Below are 19,890 nucleotides of genomic sequence, written 5' to 3'. Positions count from 1 at the left end.
CTCAGGAGGAGATCGCGTGATAGGCCGCCACGAGCAGGTCGGGATCGGGCCCTTCCAGCAGACCCGGTTTGGCCAGGCCGTCGAGGACGATGAAGCGCAACAGGTCGCCTCTGGACTTCTTGTCCACCCGCATCCCGGCCAGCAGCGTCGGCCAGGCGTCGGCGTGGTAGGACGTCGGGAGGCCAAGGCTCTGGAGGACCTGTCGATGGCGGTCGGCCGTCGCGTCATCGAGTCGACCCGCGCGCCGGGCCAGCTCCGCGGCGTACACCAGACCGACCGACACCGCGGCGCCGTGCCGCCAGCGGTAGTGCTCGGCCCGCTCCAAAGCGTGTGCGAGGGTGTGGCCGTAGTTGAGGACCTCACGACCAGGGCCGGCGTCGCGGCTCGCCGCCGTCTCGGTCAGGTCACCAGCCACGACTGACGCCTTCACCTGGATCGAGCGCTCGACAAGCTCCTGGGTGATGTCACCAGCAGGGCTGAGCGCGCCTGCCGGGTCGGCTTCGATCAGGTCGAGGATGGTGGGATCGACGATGAAGCCGCACTTGACGACCTCGGCCAGGCCACTCGCGTAGTCGGCCGCCGGCAGCGACCGCAGGGTCGTGAGGTCGCAGAGTACGCCGGCCGGCTCATGGAAGGCACCGACGAGGTTCTTGCCTTCGGCGGTGTTGATGCCGGTCTTGCCGCCGACCGCGGCATCGACCATCCCGAGCAGCGTCGTCGGCACCTGCACGACCCTGACGCCGCGCAGCCAGGTCGCCGCCACGAACCCCGCCAGGTCGGTGGTCGCTCCCCCACCCACCCCGACGACGGCGTCAGACCGGGTGAAGCCCCACTGTCCCAATGCCGACCAGCACGAGGCCGCGACCGCCGCGGTCTTGGCCTCCTCGGCGTCGGGAACCTCCAGCAGGTGCGCGTCGTACCCTCGTGCCGCCAGGTCGTCCCGGATGGCGGCTCCCGCGCTCGCGAGCGCGGACTGGTGGACGACCGCCACCCGCCGGACGCCAGAGCCCAGCAGCTCGGGGAGCTCGCCGAGCACGTCCGTGCCCACGACCACGTCATAGGGCCGGCCGGTCTGGACCCGGATCCTCGTCGGCGCGCTCATCGGATGGTCCTCATGATTTCGGCCGCGACGTCCTCTGGCTCCCGCCCATCCGTCGAGACTATGAGCATCGCGACCTCGCCGTAGAGCGGCCGCCGGGCGTCCATGAGCTGCTTGAGCTGGCCCCGGACGTTGCCGAGGAGCAGTGGGCGAGAAGTGTCGAGCCCAACCCTGCGCGCCGCGTCCGCCAGCGAGACGTCGAGGAAGACGACCCGGTGACTGCAGAGGTCCTTGCGGGTCTGCGCGTCGAGGATCGACCCGCCGCCCAGGGAGAGGATGCCGTTGTGCTCGGTCAGGGCCCGCGCCACCGCCGCGCGCTCCAGGGCGCGGAAGTGCGGCTCCCCGTGTTCGACGAAGATGTCGGCGATCGCCGATCCAGCCTCAGCCTCCACGTCGGCGTCAGTGTCCCGAAAACCGAGACCGAGGCGCTGCGCGAGGATCCCGCCGACCGTGGTCTTGCCCGACCCCGGCGGACCGACGAGAACTACCCAGGGCGCCATCACCGGACACTCAGGTGTTGGAGGTACGCCTGCGCGTTGCGGCGGGTCTCGGCCACCGAGTCGCCGCCGAACTTCTCCAGCGCGGCCTCGGCGAGGACCAGGGCCACCATCGCCTCGGCGACCACACCGGCGGCCGGCACCGCGCACACGTCCGAACGCTGGTGGTGGGCGCGAGCCTCCTCGCCGGTGGCGACGTCGACGGTCCGCAAGGCGCGGGGCACCGTCGAGATCGGCTTCATCGCGGCCCTGACCCGCAGGACCTCGCCCGTGGTCATGCCGCCCTCCGTGCCCCCCGATCGACCGGACGTCCGCCGGATCCCGTCGGGTGTCGGCTCCATCTCGTCCTGGGCGGCCGACCCACGGGTGCGGGCCAGCTCGAACCCGTCACCGACCTCGACGCCCTTGATCGCCTGGATCCCCATCAGGGCGCCGGCGAGCCGCGCGTCGAGCCGGCGGTCCCAGTGGACGTGGCTGCCGAGCCCGGGCGGAAGGCCCCACACGACCACCTCGACGACACCGCCGAGGGTGTCGCCCTCCTTGCGGGCGGTGTCGACCTCGGCGACCATCGCCTGGCTGGTCTCGGGGTCGAGGCAGCGCAGCGGGTCGGCATCGATGGCCTCGAGGTCGTCGGGCGTGGGAACCGATCCCGCCGGCGCGCGTACCGTACCGAGCTCGACCACGTGGCTGAGGATCGTGAGGTCGTACGCCTGACGGAGGAACGCCTGGGCCACCGCTCCGAGGGCGACCCTGGCCGCCGTCTCGCGGGCGCTGGCGCGCTCCAGGACGGGGCGGGCCTCGGTGAAGCCGTACTTCTGCATGCCGGCCAGGTCGGCGTGACCGGGGCGTGGACGGGTGAGGGGCGCGTTGCGCGCGAGGTTCTCCAGCTCCGCCGGGTCGACCGGATCGGCGGACATCACCGTGGACCACTTCGGCCACTCGGTGTTGCCGACCCGCAGCGCCACCGGACTGCCAAGGGTCACGCCGTGCCGAAGGCCGCCGGTGAACTCGAGCTCGTCCCGCTCGAACGACATCCGGGCACCCCGGCCGTAGCCGAGCCGACGGCGCGCGAGCTGCCGCCCGACGTCGTCGGTGGTGACGTGGACGCCTGCGGGAAGGCCTTCGATGATCGCGACGAGGGCGGGGCCATGAGACTCCCCCGCGGTGAGCCAGCGGAGCATGGCGGAAAGTCTTTCACGCGGTGGGCGCGGGTCTTGCGGCGGTCCAGCCACGACCGCGGACGGGCCCCAGCTGGGATCAATCCCTCAGGACCGGGACAGATACCACCGGACGACCTCATCGCCGTACATCACGGCGAGCAGGAAGCCCAGGATGAGGAACGGGCCGAACGGAATCGCCGAGCGCCGGGTCGCCCGCCTGGCCACGATCAGGACCAGACTCACCAGCGCACCCAGCACGAACGCGAGGACAGTGCCGACCAGCACCTGCCCCATCCCGAACCAGCCGAGCCCCAAGCCCAGAACGCCGCCCAGCTTGACGTCCCCGAACCCCATTCCCGACGGCGACAGCAGCCCGAGGAGCGCGAGGAACGCCCACAGGGCCGCACCACCAAGCAGCGCTCCGGCGAGGTGGCGCCACTCCCCCGACACGAGCGCGGCCAGCGTGAGCAGGACGGCCACCACGGCGTACGACGGGAGCACGACGGCGTTCGGGAGCAGCCGCACCCGCAGGTCGACGTACCCGAGGAGGACACCGGCGAGGGCGAGATACAGCATCGCCGGCAGCGCCACGTCGGGGCCGACGCGCCAGGCGAGCAGCCCCCACACGACGCCGGTCACGAGCACGGCCACCGCCCGTAGGGGCGGCCATCCGGCCAGCACGGCGTACGGCGGCTTCTCGGGGTCGGCGCTGTCGACGGACGCCGGCTCGGGAAGCCTGGCCACCCAGGCCGGGATCAACCCACCGGCGAGGCCACCCAGCGCGGCACTGCCGAGGATCACACCGAACTCCCACGCCGTCACGAGCCGCGAGCCTAGTGGCCGAGGGCACGCGTTCGCTGCTCGGCCGGGACTGGCGGCCATCCGCTCGCCACGTCACGCCGCGAGGCGAAACAACCGTCACCCGCCTGCCGGAGGTGGCCAGCCCCCCAAGAACCGGCCCACCCCCGACAGGCTGCCCGCGGCCTCGCGGAACCATCCCGGTCGCGCTCCGCACGGTACGCCCGCGGCACGTCGTCTGGCGCGTGCCTCAGAGCGTGTAGGGCAGCTTGAAGACGTCCTTCGGGTCGTACTTCGCCTTCGCTGCCCGCAGCCGTTCGACGTTGCCGTCGAAGTAGAGCGCGCCGTTCGTACGGTCGGCCTCGAGGTAGTTGACGTATCCCCCGACAGCCCAGGTGGCAACCGCGCGATGGCCGGCGTCGATCCAGTCCCGGGCCGCCTGGGCGGTAGCGCGCCCGCGGGTGGCGTACCACTGGATCGACGCGAACGACTTCCGCCACGGGAACGCCGTCGCGTCCACTGCGAGCCGACCGACCGCGCCACCCAGGGGGTCCCAGATCGCCGTCGCCGCGAGCCGGGACGCCGCCGCCTTGTTCATGGCGGCCACCACCGCGTCGATCCCGGCCTCGGGGAGCGGGTTGCCGAGGATGTCGGTGCCCGCATAGAAGACGGTCCGCTGGTCGGTGCCCGAGGGCCCGAACCTGCGGTTGAGGGTGTACGAACTCGAGACTGGATCGCGTCCGACCGTACGCAGCAGGCGCGCCAGCTGCGGCGCCGGATCGTTGTCGGTGGTCAGTCCGAACACCGTCGCCGACTGGCTGCCGTCGGGATTGGCCTGGAGGAGCAGGTCGGCCCACACCTCGTCGGAGGACTCCTCGATGAAGCGCTGCCAGCCGCGCAGCACCTTGGCGGCGTTGGACCATGCCCACTCGGCACGGAAGGTGCCGATGAGTGGCGACGCCTCGGTCTTGAACCAGAACGCCGTCACCACGCCGAGCGTGCCGCCTCCGCCGCCTCGGCAGGCCCAGAAGAGTTCGGGGTTCTGGTCGGCGTTGGCGATCCGGATCTGACCGTCCGCGGTGACCACCTGGACCTGCTCGATCACGTCGCAGGTCAGGCCGAACGCACGGTTGGCCAGGCTCAGGCCGCCACCCAGGGCGAGGCCCGCGATGCCGACGGACGGACACGAGCCGGCCGGGATCACTCTCCCCTCGGCACCCAACGCCTTGTAGACCGCGCCGAGCTCCGCACCACTGCCGATCCGGGCGACGTGCCCGGGTTCGAAGGCGATCTTCGCGATCGGGCGTACGTCGATCATGATGCCGCCATGGGTGGTCGACGCGCCGATGTAGGAGTGCCCGCCGGACCTCCCAACGAGCGGGAGACCGAACCGTTGCCCGAATCCCAACGTCACCCCCACGTCCGCCGGCCGGACGCACTCGACCACCGCGGCCGGCAGGACGCTGTCGTAGACGGGGTCGAAGAGCTGGTGAGCCGTGGGGTATCGCGGATCACCCGGCCGGATAACGGTGCCGGCGATGCTCTCGGCGAGCGCCCTCCAGTCCGCGGGTGTCGGCCCGCTCCCGGTGCCTTCGGGTAACCGCTGCGCAGGTATCGACGCGACCGGCGGCGCGGTCGATCCACCGCCTCCGTCCGCGGGTGCGGGACCCACCGCACCGTTCAGGTCTGACTGGCGGCCGCATCCCGCTACCGCACCCACTCCAGTGAGCAGCGCCGCGCCAAGCAAGGCACGCCGCTGGACTACTCTCCCCGTCATCTTTCCCCCGTGACGCGGTTGTCGTTTGGTTTTCTGGCCTAGGGCACAGCTCCCCGGGCCCGCAAAGCCTTCTCTCCGGCCGCCCGCATGGCCGCGACGGGCGCGAGGGGACGCCTCGTCATCTGCTCCACCTGCAATGCCGCCTGGTGGACGAGAAGGTCGAGCCCACCGATGACCAGCCGGCCGGCGTGCTCGGCTGCCGCCGCGAGCCGAGTCGGCCACGGATGGTAGAGCACATCGAACACCACCTCCGCCCGGTCAACGAGTGGTCCGGCAAGCGGTGCCACGGCGTCCTCCGGAACCGTCGACACCACCAGATCGAGGTCCGACAACGTGGCCGCCGCGTCCCACGGCAGGACGTCCAGATCGACACCGAGCTTGCCCGCCAGCGTACGCAGGTCACCTGCCCGTGACGGATCCCGCGCAATCGCACGGACGCCGCCAGTCCCGAATTCAGCGAGTGCCGCGAGCGCCGAACCTGCTGTCGCACCAACGCCGACGAGCAGCGGGCTCCGCACCGACGTCACACCGCGCGCGCGTAGCGCCGCGACAATCCCCGGCACATCCGTGTTGGTGCCGGTCCGCCGTCCCTCCTCCAGCAGCAGGGTGTTGACCGCACCGACGAGGGCGGCCTGCTCAGAAACCTCATCGCACAAAGGGAGAACCACCCGCTTGAGCGGCATGGTGAGTGACAGTCCGCGCCACTCGGGGCCGAGCCCGTCCACGAAGTCCGCGAGCCCGGCTTCGTCGACCTCGAAGGCGTCGTACCGCCAGTCCAGGCCGAGTTCGGCATAGGCGGCGCGGTGCAACACCGGCGACAGCGAATGCGCGATGGGCGACCCGAGGACGGCACACCGGCGAGTGACCGCGGGATCTGGAGTCATAGCAACAGACCTGTCCGTGTCAGCAGCGGTCGGCGTTGGCACGACACCACCGCTGGAACTCCGCGACGAACCTCTCGTGCTCGGCGTACGTCCGCGCGAACTTCGTCGCCCCCGTGTCGGGGTTGACGGTCACGAAGTACATCCAGTCGCCGGGGGTGGGGTTCAGTGCCGCCTCCAGCGCACGCTTGCCTGGGGAGTTGATCGGGCCCGGTGGCAGGCCCTTGTGCACATAGGTGTTGTACGGCGAGGGGTTCGAGCGTTCCTTCGCGGTCGTCGAGACGCGACCTGAGACGTTCGCGGCGTAGTGCACCGTCGAGTCGAACTGCAGTCGCTGGCCCTCCTCGATCCGGTTGTAGATGACCCGAGCGACCTTGCCGAAGTCCTCGGGCCGGCGCGCCTCCGCCTCCACCAGACTCGCCACCGTCAGCACCTCCAGCGGTGTCCGGCCAAGCTCCTTGGCGCCCTGCACAAGACCGAGGCTTTCGGTGACGTCGGTGTACCGCGTTGTCATTTCCTGTAGCAGGGAGGTCGCGCTAGTGCCGGGATCGATGTCGTACGTCTCGGGGAACAGGAAGCCTTCGGCCTTGCCCTTCGCGTACGGCGGAAGCCCGAGGTCCTGCGGGGCTTTGAGCGCCGCGGTGAACTCCGACTCGGGGATCTTGGTCTTGTCGGTGAGAATCTCCAGCGCCCTGGAGAGTCGCCGGCCTTCCGGGACCGTCACCCGGTCGAGGATGCGGGAGTTCGGGTCGAGGATCAGGCCGAGCGCTTCCTTGGCGCCCATCTGGGAACGCAGGCGGTAGAAGCCGGGCTGGATCGACAGCGCCCGACTGTCGCGCCGCGCGGCCTGGGTGAACGCCTCCGAGCTTTTGACCACATTCTTCTGCTCGAGCGTGGCGGCGATCTCGCGACTCGTCTCACCCTGGTTGATCTGGACGACGACCTCGCCGGCGCCCGAACCTGAGTAGTCGGGAACGGTGAACGCCCCAGCCAGGAGGGACTGCCCCTTCACGGCAACGAACGCGGCGGCTGCGCCAATGACTACCACCGCCGCCAGGACGGCGAAGCACCCGCGTCCACGCCTGTGCCGTACGCGACCGGAAGTGCGGAACCCGAGCTCACTCACTGGTGGTCCTTCCCTTTCACATCCGTGCGCGCCCGGCTCCTGCCTCTGCGCTGACCGACGATGATCCCAGGCGGCTTGCCGGTCGAACGCTCGGCGTCCAAGGCGCTCTGGAGGATGATCGCAGCCGCGGCCTGGTCGATACGTGACCGCGTTCTGCGGATCGACAATCCCTGCTCCCGGAAGCCCTGCTGCGCGCTCACCGTGGACAGCCGCTCGTCGACCAGCCGGATCGGGACCGGTGCGACGTGCACGGCGAGTTCGCGGGCGAAGTCTCTCACCTTCTGCGCGGCAGGTCCCTCGCCCCCCGAGAGAGAGACGGGGAGGCCGACGACCACCTCAACGGCCTCGACCTCCGCGACGAGCGCCGCGAGCCGGTCGAGGTCACCCTCGCCGCGAGGAACCGTCTCGACGGGCACAGCCAGCAGACCGGACGGGTCGGATCGGGCCACCCCGATCCGGACCTCGCCCAGGTCGACTCCGAGCCGGACGCCGCCACGCATCGCCCGCGCCTGCCCGTCAGCTACTCGTGACCCGCGTCCCTACGGCGTGCTCGACCTGTCGCAGCGCCTCGTCCGCCTTCGCCGGGTCGGTACCACCGCCCTGAGCGACATCGTCCTTACCGCCGCCACCGCCGCCCAGCACGCCGGCGGCCAGCTTGACCAGCTCGCCCGCCGACAGCCGCCAGTTGCGTGCCTCGTCGTTGAGTGCGACAACGACGGACGGACGGCCGCCAGAGGCGCCGACGAGTGCCACGACGGCAGGCTTGTCAGACGGCAGCCGGCCGCGCACGTCCAGGGCCAGCTTGCGCAGGTCTCCGGCGGACGCGCCCTCGGGAAGCTCTCGCGCCACCATGGAAACCCCGAAGACGTCCTTGGGGCTGGCCGCCAGCTCGCCGGCCGCGGCCAACACCTGCTGGACGCGGATGCGCTCGAGCTCCTTCTCGGCGACCCGGAGCCGGTCGACGATGCCCGCGACCCGCTCCGGCAGCTCCTCCGGCCGGGCCTTCAACGCCTCCGCGAGTTGCCCGAGCAGGACGTGCTCACGGGCGAGGAAGCGGTAGGCGTCGGCGCCGACCAGCGCCTCGACCCGGCGCACGCCGGCACCGATCGAGGACTCCGAGAGCAGCTTCACCACACCCAGCTGGCCGGACCGGCCCGCGTGCGTGCCGCCGCAGAGCTCGCGCGCCCAGTCACCGACCGAGATGACACGTACCTCGTTGCCGTACTTCTCGCCGAACAACGCCAGCGCGCCCAGGTCCCGGGCGTCGTTGATCGGCATCACCTCGGCCGTCACCGGCAGGTCGGCCAGCAGGAGGTCGTTGACGCGCTCCTCCGCCTCCGCCAGCACGCTCGGCGGCACTGGACCGGTGGCGTTGAAGTCGAAGCGGAACCGGCCGGGTGCGTTCTCCGAACCCGCCTGCGCCGCGGTCTCGCCCAGCGCCTCGCGGAACGCCTTGTGGACCATGTGGGTCGCGGTGTGCGCCCGCGAGATCGCCCGGCGGCGCTCGATGTCGACCAGCGCGTGCGCCGGCTGGCCCAGGAGGACCTCGCCCTCGAGGACCTTCGCCTGGTGGACGATGAGCCCCGTCAACGGCGACTGGACGTCGTGGACCACGAGCCGCGCGCCGTTGGCCAACTCGATGACGCCCTCGTCGGCGAGCTGCCCACCGCCTTCGGCGTAGAACGGCGTGCGGTCGAGCACGAGCTCGATCGTGTCGCCCTCATGGGCCGCCGTGGCTGGTTCGCCGTCCCGGATCAGGCCCGCGATCTGCGCGTCGGAGACCACCTCGTCGTAGCCGGTGAACTCCACGGACCGGCCCAACGTGTCGGCCACACCGCGGTAGGCGGACAGGTCGGCGTGCGCGGACTTCCGTGCGGCCGCGTCCTGCTTGGCCCGCTGGCGCTGCTCCGCCATCAGGCGGCGGAAGCCCTCCTCATCGACGGCGAGCCCGCGTTCGGCCGCCATCTCCAGGGTCAGGTCGATCGGGAAGCCGTACGTGTCGTGCAGCTGGAACGCCTTATCGCCGGCCAGCACGGCACCGCCGTCACGCCGGGTCTCGTCGACCGCGAGGTCGAAGATCTGCGTACCCGTCTTGAGCGTCCCGAGGAAGGTCTCCTCCTCCGCGTAGACGACGGAGCTGATCCGCTGCCAGTCCCGCTCCAGCTCGGGGTAGGACAGCTTCATCCTGGACAGGCTGACCGGCAGCAGCTGCGGCATCGTGCTCTCGTCGACGCCGAGCAGCCGCATCTGGTTGACCGCCCGGCGGATGATCCGGCGAAGGACGTAGCCGCGACCCTCGTTGCTCGGGGTGACGCCGTCGCTGACCATCATCATCGCCGAGCGGACGTGGTCGGCCACCACGCGTAGGCGTACGTCGGAGTCGTGGTCGACGCCGTACTTACGGCCGGACAGCTCGGTCGCCCGCTCGAGGACCGGCCGGATCTCGTCGTTCTCGTAGATGTTGTCGACGCCCTGGAGGAGGTAGGCGACCCGCTCGAGACCCATCCCGGTGTCGATGTTGCGGGCGGGCAGCTCGCCCAGGATCGGGTACCCCTCCTTGCCGGGCCCTTCACCGCGGACGTACTGCATGAAGACCAGGTTCCAGATCTCCATGTAGCGGTCGCCGTTGGTCCAGTCGCCGTCGGCGCCGTAGTCAGGGCCGAGGTCGAAGAGGATCTCGGAGCAGGGGCCGCAAGGACCAGGCACACCCATCGACCAGAAGTTGTCCCGCATGCCAAGGCGGGGGATCCGGTCGTCTGACATGCCAGCGATCTGCTTCCACAGAGCGATCGCCTCGTCGTCCTCGTGGAAGACGCTCGGGTAGAGCCGCGCCTCGTCGAAGCCGAGCCCGCCCTCTGACTGGGGCTTGGTGACCAGCTCCCAGGCCAGCTCGATGGCCCGCGCCTTGAAGTAGTCCCCGAACGAGAAGTTGCCGTTCATCTGGAAGAACGTGCCGTGCCGGGTGGTCTTGCCGACCTCTTCGATGTCGCCGGTCCGTACGCACTTCTGCACGCTGGTGGCCCGGGGGTACGGCGGCGTCTGCTGCCCCAGGAGATAGGGCTTGAACGGCACCATGCCGGCGTTGACGAACAGCAGGTTGGGATCGTCGACCAGCAGAGAGGCCGAGGGTACGACGGTGTGCCCGCGTTCTTCGAAGAAGCGCAGGAAGCGTCGGCGAATTTCCGCCGTCTCCATCAGCGAGTGTCCCTCCACGTCGAGTTGGGGTCGCGGGTCAGGCGAGCGGCGGCGTCCGCGTCCAGCCCCGGGTGTCCGTTGGGTTGGCGGCCATCGAGCGCGAGCGCGTCGCGCAACTCGGCCTCACGTGCGTCCATGCCTGCCCGAACCTCCTCCCCGAATGCCCTGATCGCCGTGCCCAGCCCGGCGACCTGCTTCGCCACACCCTGTGGCGTGAACTGCTCGGCCTTCTGGGAGACCTTCCGGACGACGAGCACGCCGACAGCGGCTCCAACCACCACCCAGAACAGGCGCTTCATCGTGCCTCGGCTCCCTTCTTGCGCCGGCCGCCCCGCATCTCGGACCTGACCTGGCGTTCGATGTCACGACGGTCGTGCGCGACCATCGCCCGGCGTACGCCGTAGGAGAACGCCGCGATCTTGACCAGGGGGCCGCCGAGGGTGGCGGCGAACAACGACGACAGGCCAGCGACATTGTCGGAGACCGTCTCGGCCCGCGATGTGATCGCGTCCACCCTGGCGAGCTGTGCGTTGGTGGTCGTGACCGTGGTCGTGACCTCTCCGAGCAACGGTACGCTCTGGTCGGATACGCCGCGTACCAGCAGGCGGGTCTCGTCGAGCACCTTGCCCAGCTTCAGGATGGGGTAGGCCAGCAGCCCCACGAGCAGCAGCAGGGCAGCGGCCGCGATCAACCCCGCGATCTCACCGGCAGTCATGGCGTCCAAACCTATAACGGTCGGGAGCGCGACGTACGTTGCCCCTACGCGCCGTGTCGCGGCGATGACATCGTCCTTGCTCCGGCAGGTCGACGGCCGCGATTTCGTCCACAATGCCGCGGTTGGCGTATCCGTCCACAGGTACGCCGCCACGCGCGGGCCGAGCGCTCCGCGGCTGTCACCGTGGAGATTGTCGATTGCTTGATCCGCCGACCCCAAGGAGGCGTGCATGTATAGTGCATGCATGGTCGCGCTCCAGATCCGCGATGTGCCTGACGAGGTCCGCGACGCCCTCGTCGCGGCTGCCAGGGCGCGGGGGCAGTCACTCCAGGCGTACCTTCTCGCACTCCTCGAACGCGAAGCCGGCTACGCGCGCAACCTGGCGATCCTCCGCGAAGCCGAAGGTCGGACCGACGGCTCACGACTCACGGCCGCCGAGGCGCGGCAACTGATCGACGAGGCTCGTGCCGAGCGGGACTCGCATCACGACCCAGACGCCGGGGAGAAGGGGCACAGCACTCCGTGATCGTCGTCGATGCCTCAGTGCTCACCGAAGCGCTCACCGGCGACGGACCCGGCGGTGTCAACAGCCGCACCGAACTCGCTCGAGACAGCCAGTGGGTGGCACCCGAGCACCTGATCGCCGAGACCTTCAACGCCATCCGCGGCCGACACCGGTGCGGCAAGCTGGACGAGGAGCGCGCCCACTGGGCGCTTGACGCCTTGCGATCCTTGACGATCGAGCTCCTCCGGGTTCAACCGTTCCTGACGCGGATGTGGTCTTTACGCGACTCCCTGAGTGGTTACGACGCCGCCTACGTCGCGGTCGCCGAACACTTCGACGCCCCCCTCGTCACCTGTGACGCACGTTTGGCCCGAGCCGCCAATCGACTGAAGTGCGGCGTGCGTCCGGTGTGGCCGGCGACGTGATCAACTACTCGTCGCCGGCGAGGATCTTGCGGATCCGCTCCAGGCGTTCGGCGTACGCCTTCTCGGCGCCGCGCTGCGTCGGCTCGTAGTAGGTCCGACCGGCCACCTCGTCAGGCGCGTACTGCTGCGCGACGATCCCACGCGGATCATCGTGTGCGTAGCGGTAGGCACTCCCGTGGCCCAATCGCTTGGCCCCGCTGTAGTGGGCGTCCCGCAGGTGGGCGGGCACGGCGCCGATCCGCCCGGCGCGTACGTCCTCCAGGGCGGCACCGATCGCCTTGACGACGGCGTTGGACTTGGGCGCCAACGCGAGGTGGATCGCCGCGTGGGCGAGATTGATCGCCGCCTCAGGGAAGCCGACGAACTGCGCGGCCTGGTGTGCCGCGACCGCGACTCCGAGTGCGGTGGGGTCGGCCATCCCGATGTCCTCACTCGCCGAGATCACCAGGCGCCGGGCGATGAACCGTGGGTCCTCCCCCGCCTCCACCATCCGGGCGAGGTAGTGCAGCGTGGCGTCGACGTCGCTACCCCTGATCGACTTGATGAGCGCGCTCGCGACGTCGTAGTGCTGGTCACCGTCCCGGTCGTAGCGGACCGCCGCCCGGTCGACGGCCACCTCGAGGGTCTTCAGGTCGACCTCGCTGTCCGCCTTGGCCAGCGCGGCCCCCGCACCGGCCTCGAGGTAGGTCAGTGCCCGGCGCGCATCACCCCCGGCCATCCGGACCAGATGCTCCTCGGCCGCGGGGGCCAGCGTCACCGCTCCCGCGAGGCCACGCTCGTCCGCAAGCGCTCGGCGTACCAACCCGCGAATGTCTTCTGCCGACAGCGGCTCCAGGCGAAGAAGCAGCGATCGGGACAGGAGTGGAGAAATCACCGAGAAGTACGGATTCTCCGTCGTCGCGGCGATCAGCGTGATCCAGCGATTCTCGACACCAGGTAGGAGGGCATCTTGTTGAGCCTTGCTGAACCTGTGCACCTCGTCGACGAACAGCACCGTCTCGCGTCCGCGGCCGAGGTCCCGGCGGGCCGCGTCGATCACGGTGCGAACCTCCTTGACACCCGCGGACACGGCCGAGAGCTCGACGAACACGCGGTTGGTCTGCCGGCTCACGATCGAGGCGATCGTGGTCTTGCCGGACCCGGGCGGTCCCCACAGCAGGATCGACATCGGCTGGTCGCCCTCGATCAACCGGCGCAGCGGCGCACCGGCGGCAAGGAGCTGTCGCTGCCCGACGAGATCATCAAGGGTCTGCGGACGCATGCGGACCGCCAAGGGGGCCGCGCTGTGGTCAGCGTCGGCAAGGCTGCCCGAGCCACGGCCGGTCGTCGGAACGTGGCGTCCACCAGTAGTGGGTACGTCGAAGAGACCCTCGTCCGTCACGGCCCGAGACTATCCACGGGGTACCCCCAAGCCCTTGACGGACCAGCCTCAGGTGTCCGCGCGACGTCCTACTTCACGGTGGCTCAAAGGCTCAGGGCGAACACGGGGACACCAGCCGGAAGGACGCAATCGCGTCAGGCGTCGGCGACCGCGCCCTCCGACTCCAGAGTCACCGCCTCGGCGGCCGCGGCCTGGCTCGCCCGGGCATCCTCGATCGTCGGGGGCGCCGCGAAGTGGCAGGCAACCCGATGGCCGTTCGCCAGCGCCTGCAGCGGGGGTTCCTGGGTGGCGCAGATGTCCTGTGCCTTCCAGCAGCGGGTACGGAACCGGCAGCCCGATGGCGGGTCGATCGGGCTCGGGACATCGCCGAAGAGCCGGATGCGTTCCCGCCGACCACCGACCTGTGCCTGGCGAACGTCGGGAACGGCCGACAGCAGCGCCTGGGTGTACGGGTGGTGCGGCTGGGTGTAGAGGCTCTCCCGGTCGGCGACCTCCACGATCTTGCCGAGGTACATCACCGCGACCTCGGGGCAGAAGTGCCGGACGACCGCCAGGTCGTGGGCGATGAAGAGGAAGGAGATCCCGAACTCCTTCTGCAGGCTCTCGAGGAGGTTCATCACCTGCGCCTGGATCGAGACGTCCAGGGCGCTGACCGGCTCGTCCGCGACGATCAGCTTGGGGCGGACCGCGAGCGCCCGGGCGATCCCGATCCGCTGGCGCTGCCCACCGGAGAACTCACCCGGATAGCGGTTGTAGTGCTCAGGGTTGAGGCCGACGACCTCCAGGAGCTCCTGGACCCGCGACAGCACTTTGTTCTTGGGCACGATGTTGTGCACTTGCAGCGGCGTGCCGATGATCGAGCCGACGGTGTGCCGGGGATTCAGTGAGGAGTACGGATCCTGGAAGATGATCTGGATTTCCCGCCGGAACGGCAGCATCTGCTTGGGCCGCAGCGAGGCGATGTCGTTGCCCTCGAACCGCACCTCACCGCTGGTCGGGTCGAGCAGCCGGGTCACCAGGCGCCCGGTGGTCGACTTACCGCAGCCGGACTCCCCCACCAGGCCGAGCGACGAACCGCGCTGGACGGTGAACGAGATGTCGTCGACGGCCTGGACCTGTCCGACCACCCGGCGTACGACACCGGTGGACCGGACCGGGAAGTGCTTGACGAGGTTGCGGACCTCCAACAGCGGCGTCGAGCCGGAGCCCTCCGATATACGAGCCGGCGCTGTCGTCGTCGTGCTCTCCGTCATGACGTGTAACCCCTTCACCCGATCCGAGGCTGGATCTCGTCGACGAAGATCTCGTCGGGATTCGGCAAGTGACAGCGCACCAGGTGCCCGGCACCTCGTCCGCCGGGCCGAAGCTCCGGCAGGAGCTCGACACAACGGTCATCCGGCAGGCGCGAGGCGTAGGGGCATCGCGGGTGGAACGAACACCCACTCGGCAGATTGACCAGACTTGGCGGCGAACCCTTGATCGGAGTCAGGGGTTGCCCGGGATCGCCGGTCAGGTGGGGCGCACTGCTCAGGAGTCCCCAGGTGTACGGGTGCTCCGGGCGCGTCAGGATCTCCTTGCCCTTGCCGTACTCCACGCACCGGCCGGCGTACATCACCAACACGTCGTCAGCCATTTCGGCGACCACACCGAGGTCGTGCGTGATGATGATGATCGCCGAGCCGAACTCACGCTGGAGGTCCTGCAGCAGGTCGAGGATCTGGGCCTGGACTGTGACGTCAAGGGCCGTGGTGGGCTCGTCGGCGATCAGCAGCTGCGGGTCGTTGACGAGAGCCATCGCGATCATCGCGCGCTGCCGCATACCCCCGGAGAACTGATGGGGGTAGTCGTCGACCCGGCGGCCCGCCTGCGGAATGCCGACGCGCTCCAGAAGCTCGATCGCCCGCTTACGGGCCTGCGCCTTCGAGGCCTTGTTGTGGGCGAGGTAAGCCTCGGAGATCTGGTCCCCGATCGTGTAAAACGGGTGGAGACTCGACAGCGGATCCTGGAAAATCATCGAGACGACGTTGCCGCGGATCCGCCGCATACGGTCGTCGTCGACATCCACGAGATCGGTGCCCTGAAGCCGGATACTGCCACTGATCTTCGCTCGGCGTCTGTCATGCAGGCCCATGATGGCCATGCTCGACACGCTCTTGCCGGAGCCGGATTCGCCGACGATGCCTAGGGTGCGACCAAGCTCAACGTTGTAGCTGAGCTCGGTGACCGCGTTCACGACGCCGTCGGGCGTCGGAAAGCGAACCGTGAGGTCCTCGACCGCGAGGAACGGCTGCTGGGAGTTCGTGGTTTCGTTCATGCTCATCCGAGTCGGACCCGCGGGTCGAGGAAGCTGTAGACGATGTCGATCACGATGTTGAGGCCCACCAAGAGGAAAGACGCGTACATCACAGAACCCATGATGACGGGAAGATCGCCGTTGTCGAAGGCGTTGAGGGCCAACAACCCAAGTCCTTGGACTTCGAAGATACGCTCGGTGAAGATCGTGCCCGCCAGGAGTCCCGCGAGGTCGAGGCCGAGGATCGTGACGACCGATGTGAGGCCGGCTCGCAGCGCATGGCGGAAATGAACGCGGCGCGGGCTCAGCCCCTTGGCGCGGGCGGTGCGGACAAAGTCTTCACTGAGTGCTTCGACCATCGCCGCTCTGGTGTAGCGGGCGTAGGCCGTCGCATAAACCGCCCCAAGAACAGCCCACGGCAGGAGCAGCCCCTTGAACCATTCCCATGGATTATCAGTTAAGGGGTGATAGCCACTACGCGGGAAGACCTCAAACTGGATGGTTAAGTAAATCGCCGCCAACAACGCGACGAGGTAGTACGGAAATGACGTGAGGATCAACGAACTGCTCACGAGCGCCCGGTCCCATATGGAGCCTCGATGAATCGCGGCCAAGGCTCCGATCGTGACGCCCAGCGTGGTGAAGATCACCATGGCGCCCAGGGCCACCGAGATAGTGACCGGTAAGCGTTCCACGATCAGTTTCGTCACCGGCTCGTTCCGGATGAACGACCAACCAAGACAGGGAACGTCGCATTCTTTGACGAAACCACCGGAATGGATTTCGCGCCCGGTGAAGATTCCACTGAAGTATTCCGTGAACTGCTCGGACACCGGTTTGTCGAGGGACAGGCTGGCGCGAATGTCGGCGAGCCGGGACGGCGTGCAGTTACGGTCCCCACAGATTGCGTATTCAGGCTTTGCCGGGCCTATGAAGAACAGAAAGAACGAGATCACCATGACAACGAGCACTACGGAGAGCCCGGCAGCAACCCGTCTAATCACATAACCAAACATCGCTGGACCAATCGTATGTCATGGATAAACAGACAAGAACCCCTGCGACCGAAGGGGCGGGGCGCCTGGCCCCGCCCCTTCGATACCTGCTACTGCTTCACAAAGAGCTTCGAGTAGTCAGGTCCACCGCCGTAGACGTCGAGGACGACGCCACCGACCTTCGAACCGTGGATGAAGTTGGTCTTGCCGTAGTTGTCGGGGATCACCGGCTGGTACTTCTCGGTGACCAGCTTGTCGAGCTTGGCCCACTCAGGCTGCTGCTCCTCGACCGGCATGGCGCTGATCCGGTCGATCTCGTCGTTGACTTCCTTCTCGTTCAGGAACGACTTGTTAGGAGCAGAGGTCGGGTTGAGCGCGATCAGCCGGCCGTCGAAGATCGCCGGGAACACCGTGGTGCCCGACGGCCAGTCGATGCACCAGCCCTGGTACCGCAGGTTGACCTTGGAGTTCGGGTTGTCGGTGTCAGCACGACGCTGGTCACGCGGCATCGGAATCGCCTTGACCTTGAAGCCAGCGGCCTTCAGCTTTTCCTCACGCATCGCCGAAACCTGCTGGGCGATCGGGTCGTCGTTGGCGTAGGACCACACGATCTCGAAGCCGAGCTTGCCGGCGTCCTCGAGCATCTTCTTGGCCTTCACCGCGTCGCCGTCGCCCTTGGAGCCGTCGCCTTCCACGTCGTAGTCCTGCCAACCCGGCGTGATCTTCGGGAGGATCGTCGTGGCGGGCTCGTAGGTGAACGGGTTGTCACCAGCGGCCTTGTGCAGCGCGTCGTGTGGCCACGCCACCGCCAGCGCCCGACGGACCTCCAGCGGAATACGACGGGTGTCGAGGTAGGCGAAGAAGGTGCAGGTGCCGTCGCCGGTCAGCATCCGCTTCTCCGGCTCCTTGCCCTGGATCTTCGGCAGCAGCGAGGAGTCAACGCCGTCGTAGGTGAGCGCCGTCTGGTCAGGGCCGTTGTCGGCGATCAGCTGCTCCTGCAGCTTCAGCGGGTCCTGACCGAACTTGAACTCGAACCGGTCGACGTACTGCTGCCGCGCCGGGTCGCTCGCCGCGTCCCAGTTCTCGTTCTTGGTGAGAACGAGGCTCTTGCCCTTGGCGTAGGACTCGAACTTGTAGGGGCCCGTGGCGAGCGGGTGGTTGCCGTAGTTGTCCTTGGTGTCCTTGGCCTCGGGGATCGGGCTGTACACCGGGAACGTCAGGTAGTACGGCAGGTCCGGGAACGGCTTCGCCATCTTCAGGATGATGGTCTTGTCGTCCGGGGTCTCGACACCGGCGTAGTCCTTACCGCCGCCCTTGGCCGCGGACTTGAACGGACCCTTGTACTTGTCGCCGTCGAGGAAGTAGCTCTGCTGGTACGTCGGACCACTCGGGAGTTCCTCGGTGGCGAAGGAACGCTTCACCGCGTAGGCGAAGTCCTTCGACGTAACAGTGGAACCGTCTTCGTACTTCAACCCATCCTTGATGGTGAACTTCCACTCGGTGAAGTCAGCATTAGCCTCACCAAGGCTGGTCGCCATGTCGGGGACGAGGTAGTACTTACCGTCGTCCCGCAACGTCATCGCGGTGAGGCCGCGCGTCACCACCCGCAGCACGGAAAGCACGTCGATGTAGTAGGCCCGGGTCGGGTCAAAGGTCTCGGGAGCCTGCACCGTCAGCGTCGTGACGGTGCCGCCCTTCTGGGCGCCCGCCACTTCCTTGGCGGGACCCTTGGCGTTCTCGTCCAGCATGACTTCGTAGCCACTGCTGGAGCTGGCCGACGCGCTGGGCGACGCCTTCTTCTCTTCTTGCGCACGTTCGGAAGGCGTGCCGCCTCCACCGCACGCAGCAGCGCCGAGCGCGAGCACGCCCGCCGCCGCTACGAGCCTTGTCCATCGCATGGAATCTCTCCCTTGCCTTTCTTGTGGTCTCGCCGGCCGTGCTACCGACGGGTCTTGGGGTCGAACGCGTCGCGAATCGAGTCACCCAGGAGATTGAGCGCCAACACGAGAACCAGGATCCCCAGAGCCGGCTGCCAGAAATAGATTGGGTACGTCTCGTAGTAATTCAGGGCTGCGTTGATGGTGAGTCCCCACGACGGTGTGGGTTCGGTGAGGCCGACGCCCAGATAGGACAACCCGGCCTCAGCCGTGATGTAGCTCGGAATCGCGAGCGAGAGAAAGATGATGATCTGCCCGGTCAGATTGGGCAGGAGTTCCCGGAAAAGGATCTGCCGGGTGGGCACCCCGATCGCCCGTGCCGCCTGGATGAACTCACGCTCCCGCAGGGACAGGACTTCGGCGCGAATCAGACGTCCGAGGCCGGTCCAACCGAAGAACGCGAAGATCACCACGAGGGTCCACAGGCGCACCATCGAAACCGTCTCGTTGTTCGTGTTGAACCACGTCTGGACCACGGGAGCGATCGCGATCACCACCAGGATCAGTGGCAACGACAGCAGCAGGTCAATCAGCCAGGAGATCGCGCGGTCAACCCTGCCACCCAGGAAGCCGGCCAAGAGGCCCATGGCCGTACCGAGGGCCGTCGAGATCACGGAAGCCGAGATAGCGACGATCAGAGAAGGTCGCGCCCCATGAACCCAACGAGCGAACAGGTCTCGACCAAGCCGGGGCTCAATGCCGAACGGATGCTCGGCGCTCGGATTGACCGTGGGAAAGCCGTAGTCGTCGATGAGCTGCTGATTACTCTGGCCGGGATCGGTGTGGGTGATCGCGGTAATAACGTTGGCGAAAATCGCGATCAGAATGAAGGCGAGCACAATGATCGCGCAGATGATGGCGACCTTGTCTTTGCGCAGTCGCTCGAGCGCGATCTGGGTGGGCGACTTGCTTCTCAAGGGGCTGCCTGCCGACGCCGTTGGAGACGCCGGTGGTTCGCTTGCACCCGTCTCGAGCAGGGTCGGGTCCGCCATAGAGTGCCCGTATGCCTTCCTGACGTGGGTTCACGCACGGTCTGCCGCCTACAGGGGGTGCCCTGCAGATTGCGACGCTTGACAATAAACGACAGGATCCGGCCGTGACACGCG

The 19,890-nt window shown here is 68.1% G+C and carries 19 protein-coding genes; 2 read left to right on the top strand and 17 right to left on the bottom strand.

Annotated elements, in window-relative coordinates; all coding sequences use genetic code 11:
- Window position 1: 1 nt before the first annotated feature.
- From aroB to B141_RS0103090, 11 genes are all read right to left on the bottom strand, one after another.
- The gene (gene aroB / locus B141_RS0103140) at window positions 2-1,102 is read right to left on the bottom strand and encodes a 3-dehydroquinate synthase (protein ID WP_020573714.1); all 1,101 of its coding nucleotides are present in this window, start codon (window positions 1,100-1,102) and stop codon (window positions 2-4) included.
- On the bottom strand, window positions 1,099-1,599 hold the full coding sequence (locus tag B141_RS0103135; protein WP_020573713.1) for a shikimate kinase: 501 nt from the start codon (window positions 1,597-1,599) through the stop codon (window positions 1,099-1,101). The genes aroB and B141_RS0103135 overlap by 4 nt, the downstream gene beginning before the upstream one ends.
- Window positions 1,599-2,777, bottom strand: a complete 1,179-nt coding sequence (gene aroC / locus B141_RS0103130) for a chorismate synthase (protein ID WP_020573712.1) — start codon at window positions 2,775-2,777, stop codon at window positions 1,599-1,601. The genes B141_RS0103135 and aroC overlap by 1 nt, the downstream gene beginning before the upstream one ends.
- An 84-nt stretch (window positions 2,778-2,861) precedes the next feature.
- The gene (locus B141_RS0103125) at window positions 2,862-3,578 is read right to left on the bottom strand and encodes a prepilin peptidase (protein ID WP_020573711.1); all 717 of its coding nucleotides are present in this window, start codon (window positions 3,576-3,578) and stop codon (window positions 2,862-2,864) included.
- A gap of 226 nt (window positions 3,579-3,804) precedes the next feature.
- Complete coding sequence (locus B141_RS38655) at window positions 3,805-5,331, bottom strand: FAD-binding oxidoreductase (RefSeq protein WP_085944428.1); 1,527 nt, start codon at window positions 5,329-5,331, stop codon at window positions 3,805-3,807.
- A gap of 38 nt (window positions 5,332-5,369) precedes the next feature.
- On the bottom strand, window positions 5,370-6,215 hold the full coding sequence (locus B141_RS0103115) for a shikimate dehydrogenase (protein ID WP_020573709.1): 846 nt from the start codon (window positions 6,213-6,215) through the stop codon (window positions 5,370-5,372).
- Window positions 6,216-6,234: 19 nt separating this feature from the next.
- A complete protein-coding gene (gene mltG / locus B141_RS38650; RefSeq protein ID WP_020573708.1) occupies window positions 6,235-7,338 on the bottom strand; it encodes an endolytic transglycosylase MltG in 1,104 nt (367 codons plus the stop codon).
- Complete coding sequence (gene ruvX / locus B141_RS38645; RefSeq protein WP_020573707.1) at window positions 7,335-7,838, bottom strand: Holliday junction resolvase RuvX; 504 nt, start codon at window positions 7,836-7,838, stop codon at window positions 7,335-7,337. The genes mltG and ruvX overlap by 4 nt, the downstream gene beginning before the upstream one ends.
- A 16-nt stretch (window positions 7,839-7,854) precedes the next feature.
- Window positions 7,855-10,533 carry an alanine--tRNA ligase gene (gene alaS, locus B141_RS0103100; RefSeq protein WP_020573706.1) on the bottom strand — a complete coding sequence of 893 codons (2,679 nt, stop codon included), beginning with the start codon at window positions 10,531-10,533 and terminating at the stop codon, window positions 7,855-7,857.
- Complete coding sequence (locus B141_RS38640; protein ID WP_020573705.1) at window positions 10,533-10,832, bottom strand: DUF6167 family protein; 300 nt, start codon at window positions 10,830-10,832, stop codon at window positions 10,533-10,535. Before B141_RS38640 ends, alaS begins: the two co-directional genes overlap by 1 nt.
- Window positions 10,829-11,248, bottom strand: coding sequence for a DUF948 domain-containing protein (locus B141_RS0103090; RefSeq protein WP_020573704.1), 420 nt, complete (start codon window positions 11,246-11,248; stop codon window positions 10,829-10,831). The genes B141_RS38640 and B141_RS0103090 overlap by 4 nt, the downstream gene beginning before the upstream one ends.
- A gap of 229 nt (window positions 11,249-11,477) precedes the next feature.
- Here B141_RS0103090 and B141_RS0103085 point away from each other — a divergent pair, with 229 nt between their 5' ends.
- Both B141_RS0103085 and B141_RS0103080 read left to right on the top strand, forming a co-directional pair.
- The gene (locus B141_RS0103085; RefSeq protein ID WP_202805644.1) at window positions 11,478-11,774 is read left to right on the top strand and encodes a FitA-like ribbon-helix-helix domain-containing protein; all 297 of its coding nucleotides are present in this window, start codon (window positions 11,478-11,480) and stop codon (window positions 11,772-11,774) included.
- Window positions 11,771-12,178, top strand: a complete 408-nt coding sequence (locus tag B141_RS0103080; RefSeq protein WP_020573702.1) for a type II toxin-antitoxin system VapC family toxin — start codon at window positions 11,771-11,773, stop codon at window positions 12,176-12,178. The genes B141_RS0103085 and B141_RS0103080 overlap by 4 nt, the downstream gene beginning before the upstream one ends.
- A 4-nt stretch (window positions 12,179-12,182) precedes the next feature.
- Here B141_RS0103080 and B141_RS0103075 read toward each other — a convergent pair whose 3' ends face one another.
- The 6 genes from B141_RS0103075 to B141_RS0103050 form a co-directional block, all read right to left on the bottom strand.
- A complete protein-coding gene (locus B141_RS0103075) occupies window positions 12,183-13,559 on the bottom strand; it encodes a replication-associated recombination protein A (protein WP_020573701.1) in 1,377 nt (458 codons plus the stop codon).
- Window positions 13,560-13,693: 134 nt separating this feature from the next.
- A complete protein-coding gene (locus tag B141_RS0103070; RefSeq protein WP_040420419.1) occupies window positions 13,694-14,812 on the bottom strand; it encodes an ABC transporter ATP-binding protein in 1,119 nt (372 codons plus the stop codon).
- Between the two features lie 14 nt (window positions 14,813-14,826).
- Window positions 14,827-15,873, bottom strand: coding sequence for an ABC transporter ATP-binding protein (locus B141_RS0103065; protein WP_020573699.1), 1,047 nt, complete (start codon window positions 15,871-15,873; stop codon window positions 14,827-14,829).
- Window positions 15,874-15,875: 2 nt separating this feature from the next.
- Window positions 15,876-16,868 (bottom strand): ABC transporter permease, encoded by a 993-nt coding sequence (locus B141_RS0103060; protein ID WP_020573698.1) that lies wholly within the window; start codon window positions 16,866-16,868, stop codon window positions 15,876-15,878.
- An 89-nt stretch (window positions 16,869-16,957) separates the two neighbouring features.
- Window positions 16,958-18,745 (bottom strand): ABC transporter substrate-binding protein, encoded by a 1,788-nt coding sequence (locus B141_RS0103055; RefSeq protein ID WP_026256856.1) that lies wholly within the window; start codon window positions 18,743-18,745, stop codon window positions 16,958-16,960.
- Between the two features lie 41 nt (window positions 18,746-18,786).
- The gene (locus tag B141_RS0103050) at window positions 18,787-19,701 is read right to left on the bottom strand and encodes an ABC transporter permease (RefSeq protein WP_202805643.1); all 915 of its coding nucleotides are present in this window, start codon (window positions 19,699-19,701) and stop codon (window positions 18,787-18,789) included.
- Between the last annotated feature and the right edge of the window lie 189 nt (window positions 19,702-19,890).

Source organism: Actinopolymorpha alba DSM 45243 (assembly GCF_000373925.1).
Taxonomy (GTDB): domain Bacteria; phylum Actinomycetota; class Actinomycetes; order Propionibacteriales; family Actinopolymorphaceae; genus Actinopolymorpha; species Actinopolymorpha alba.
This window is presented reverse-complemented; position numbering and strand designations above follow the sequence as displayed.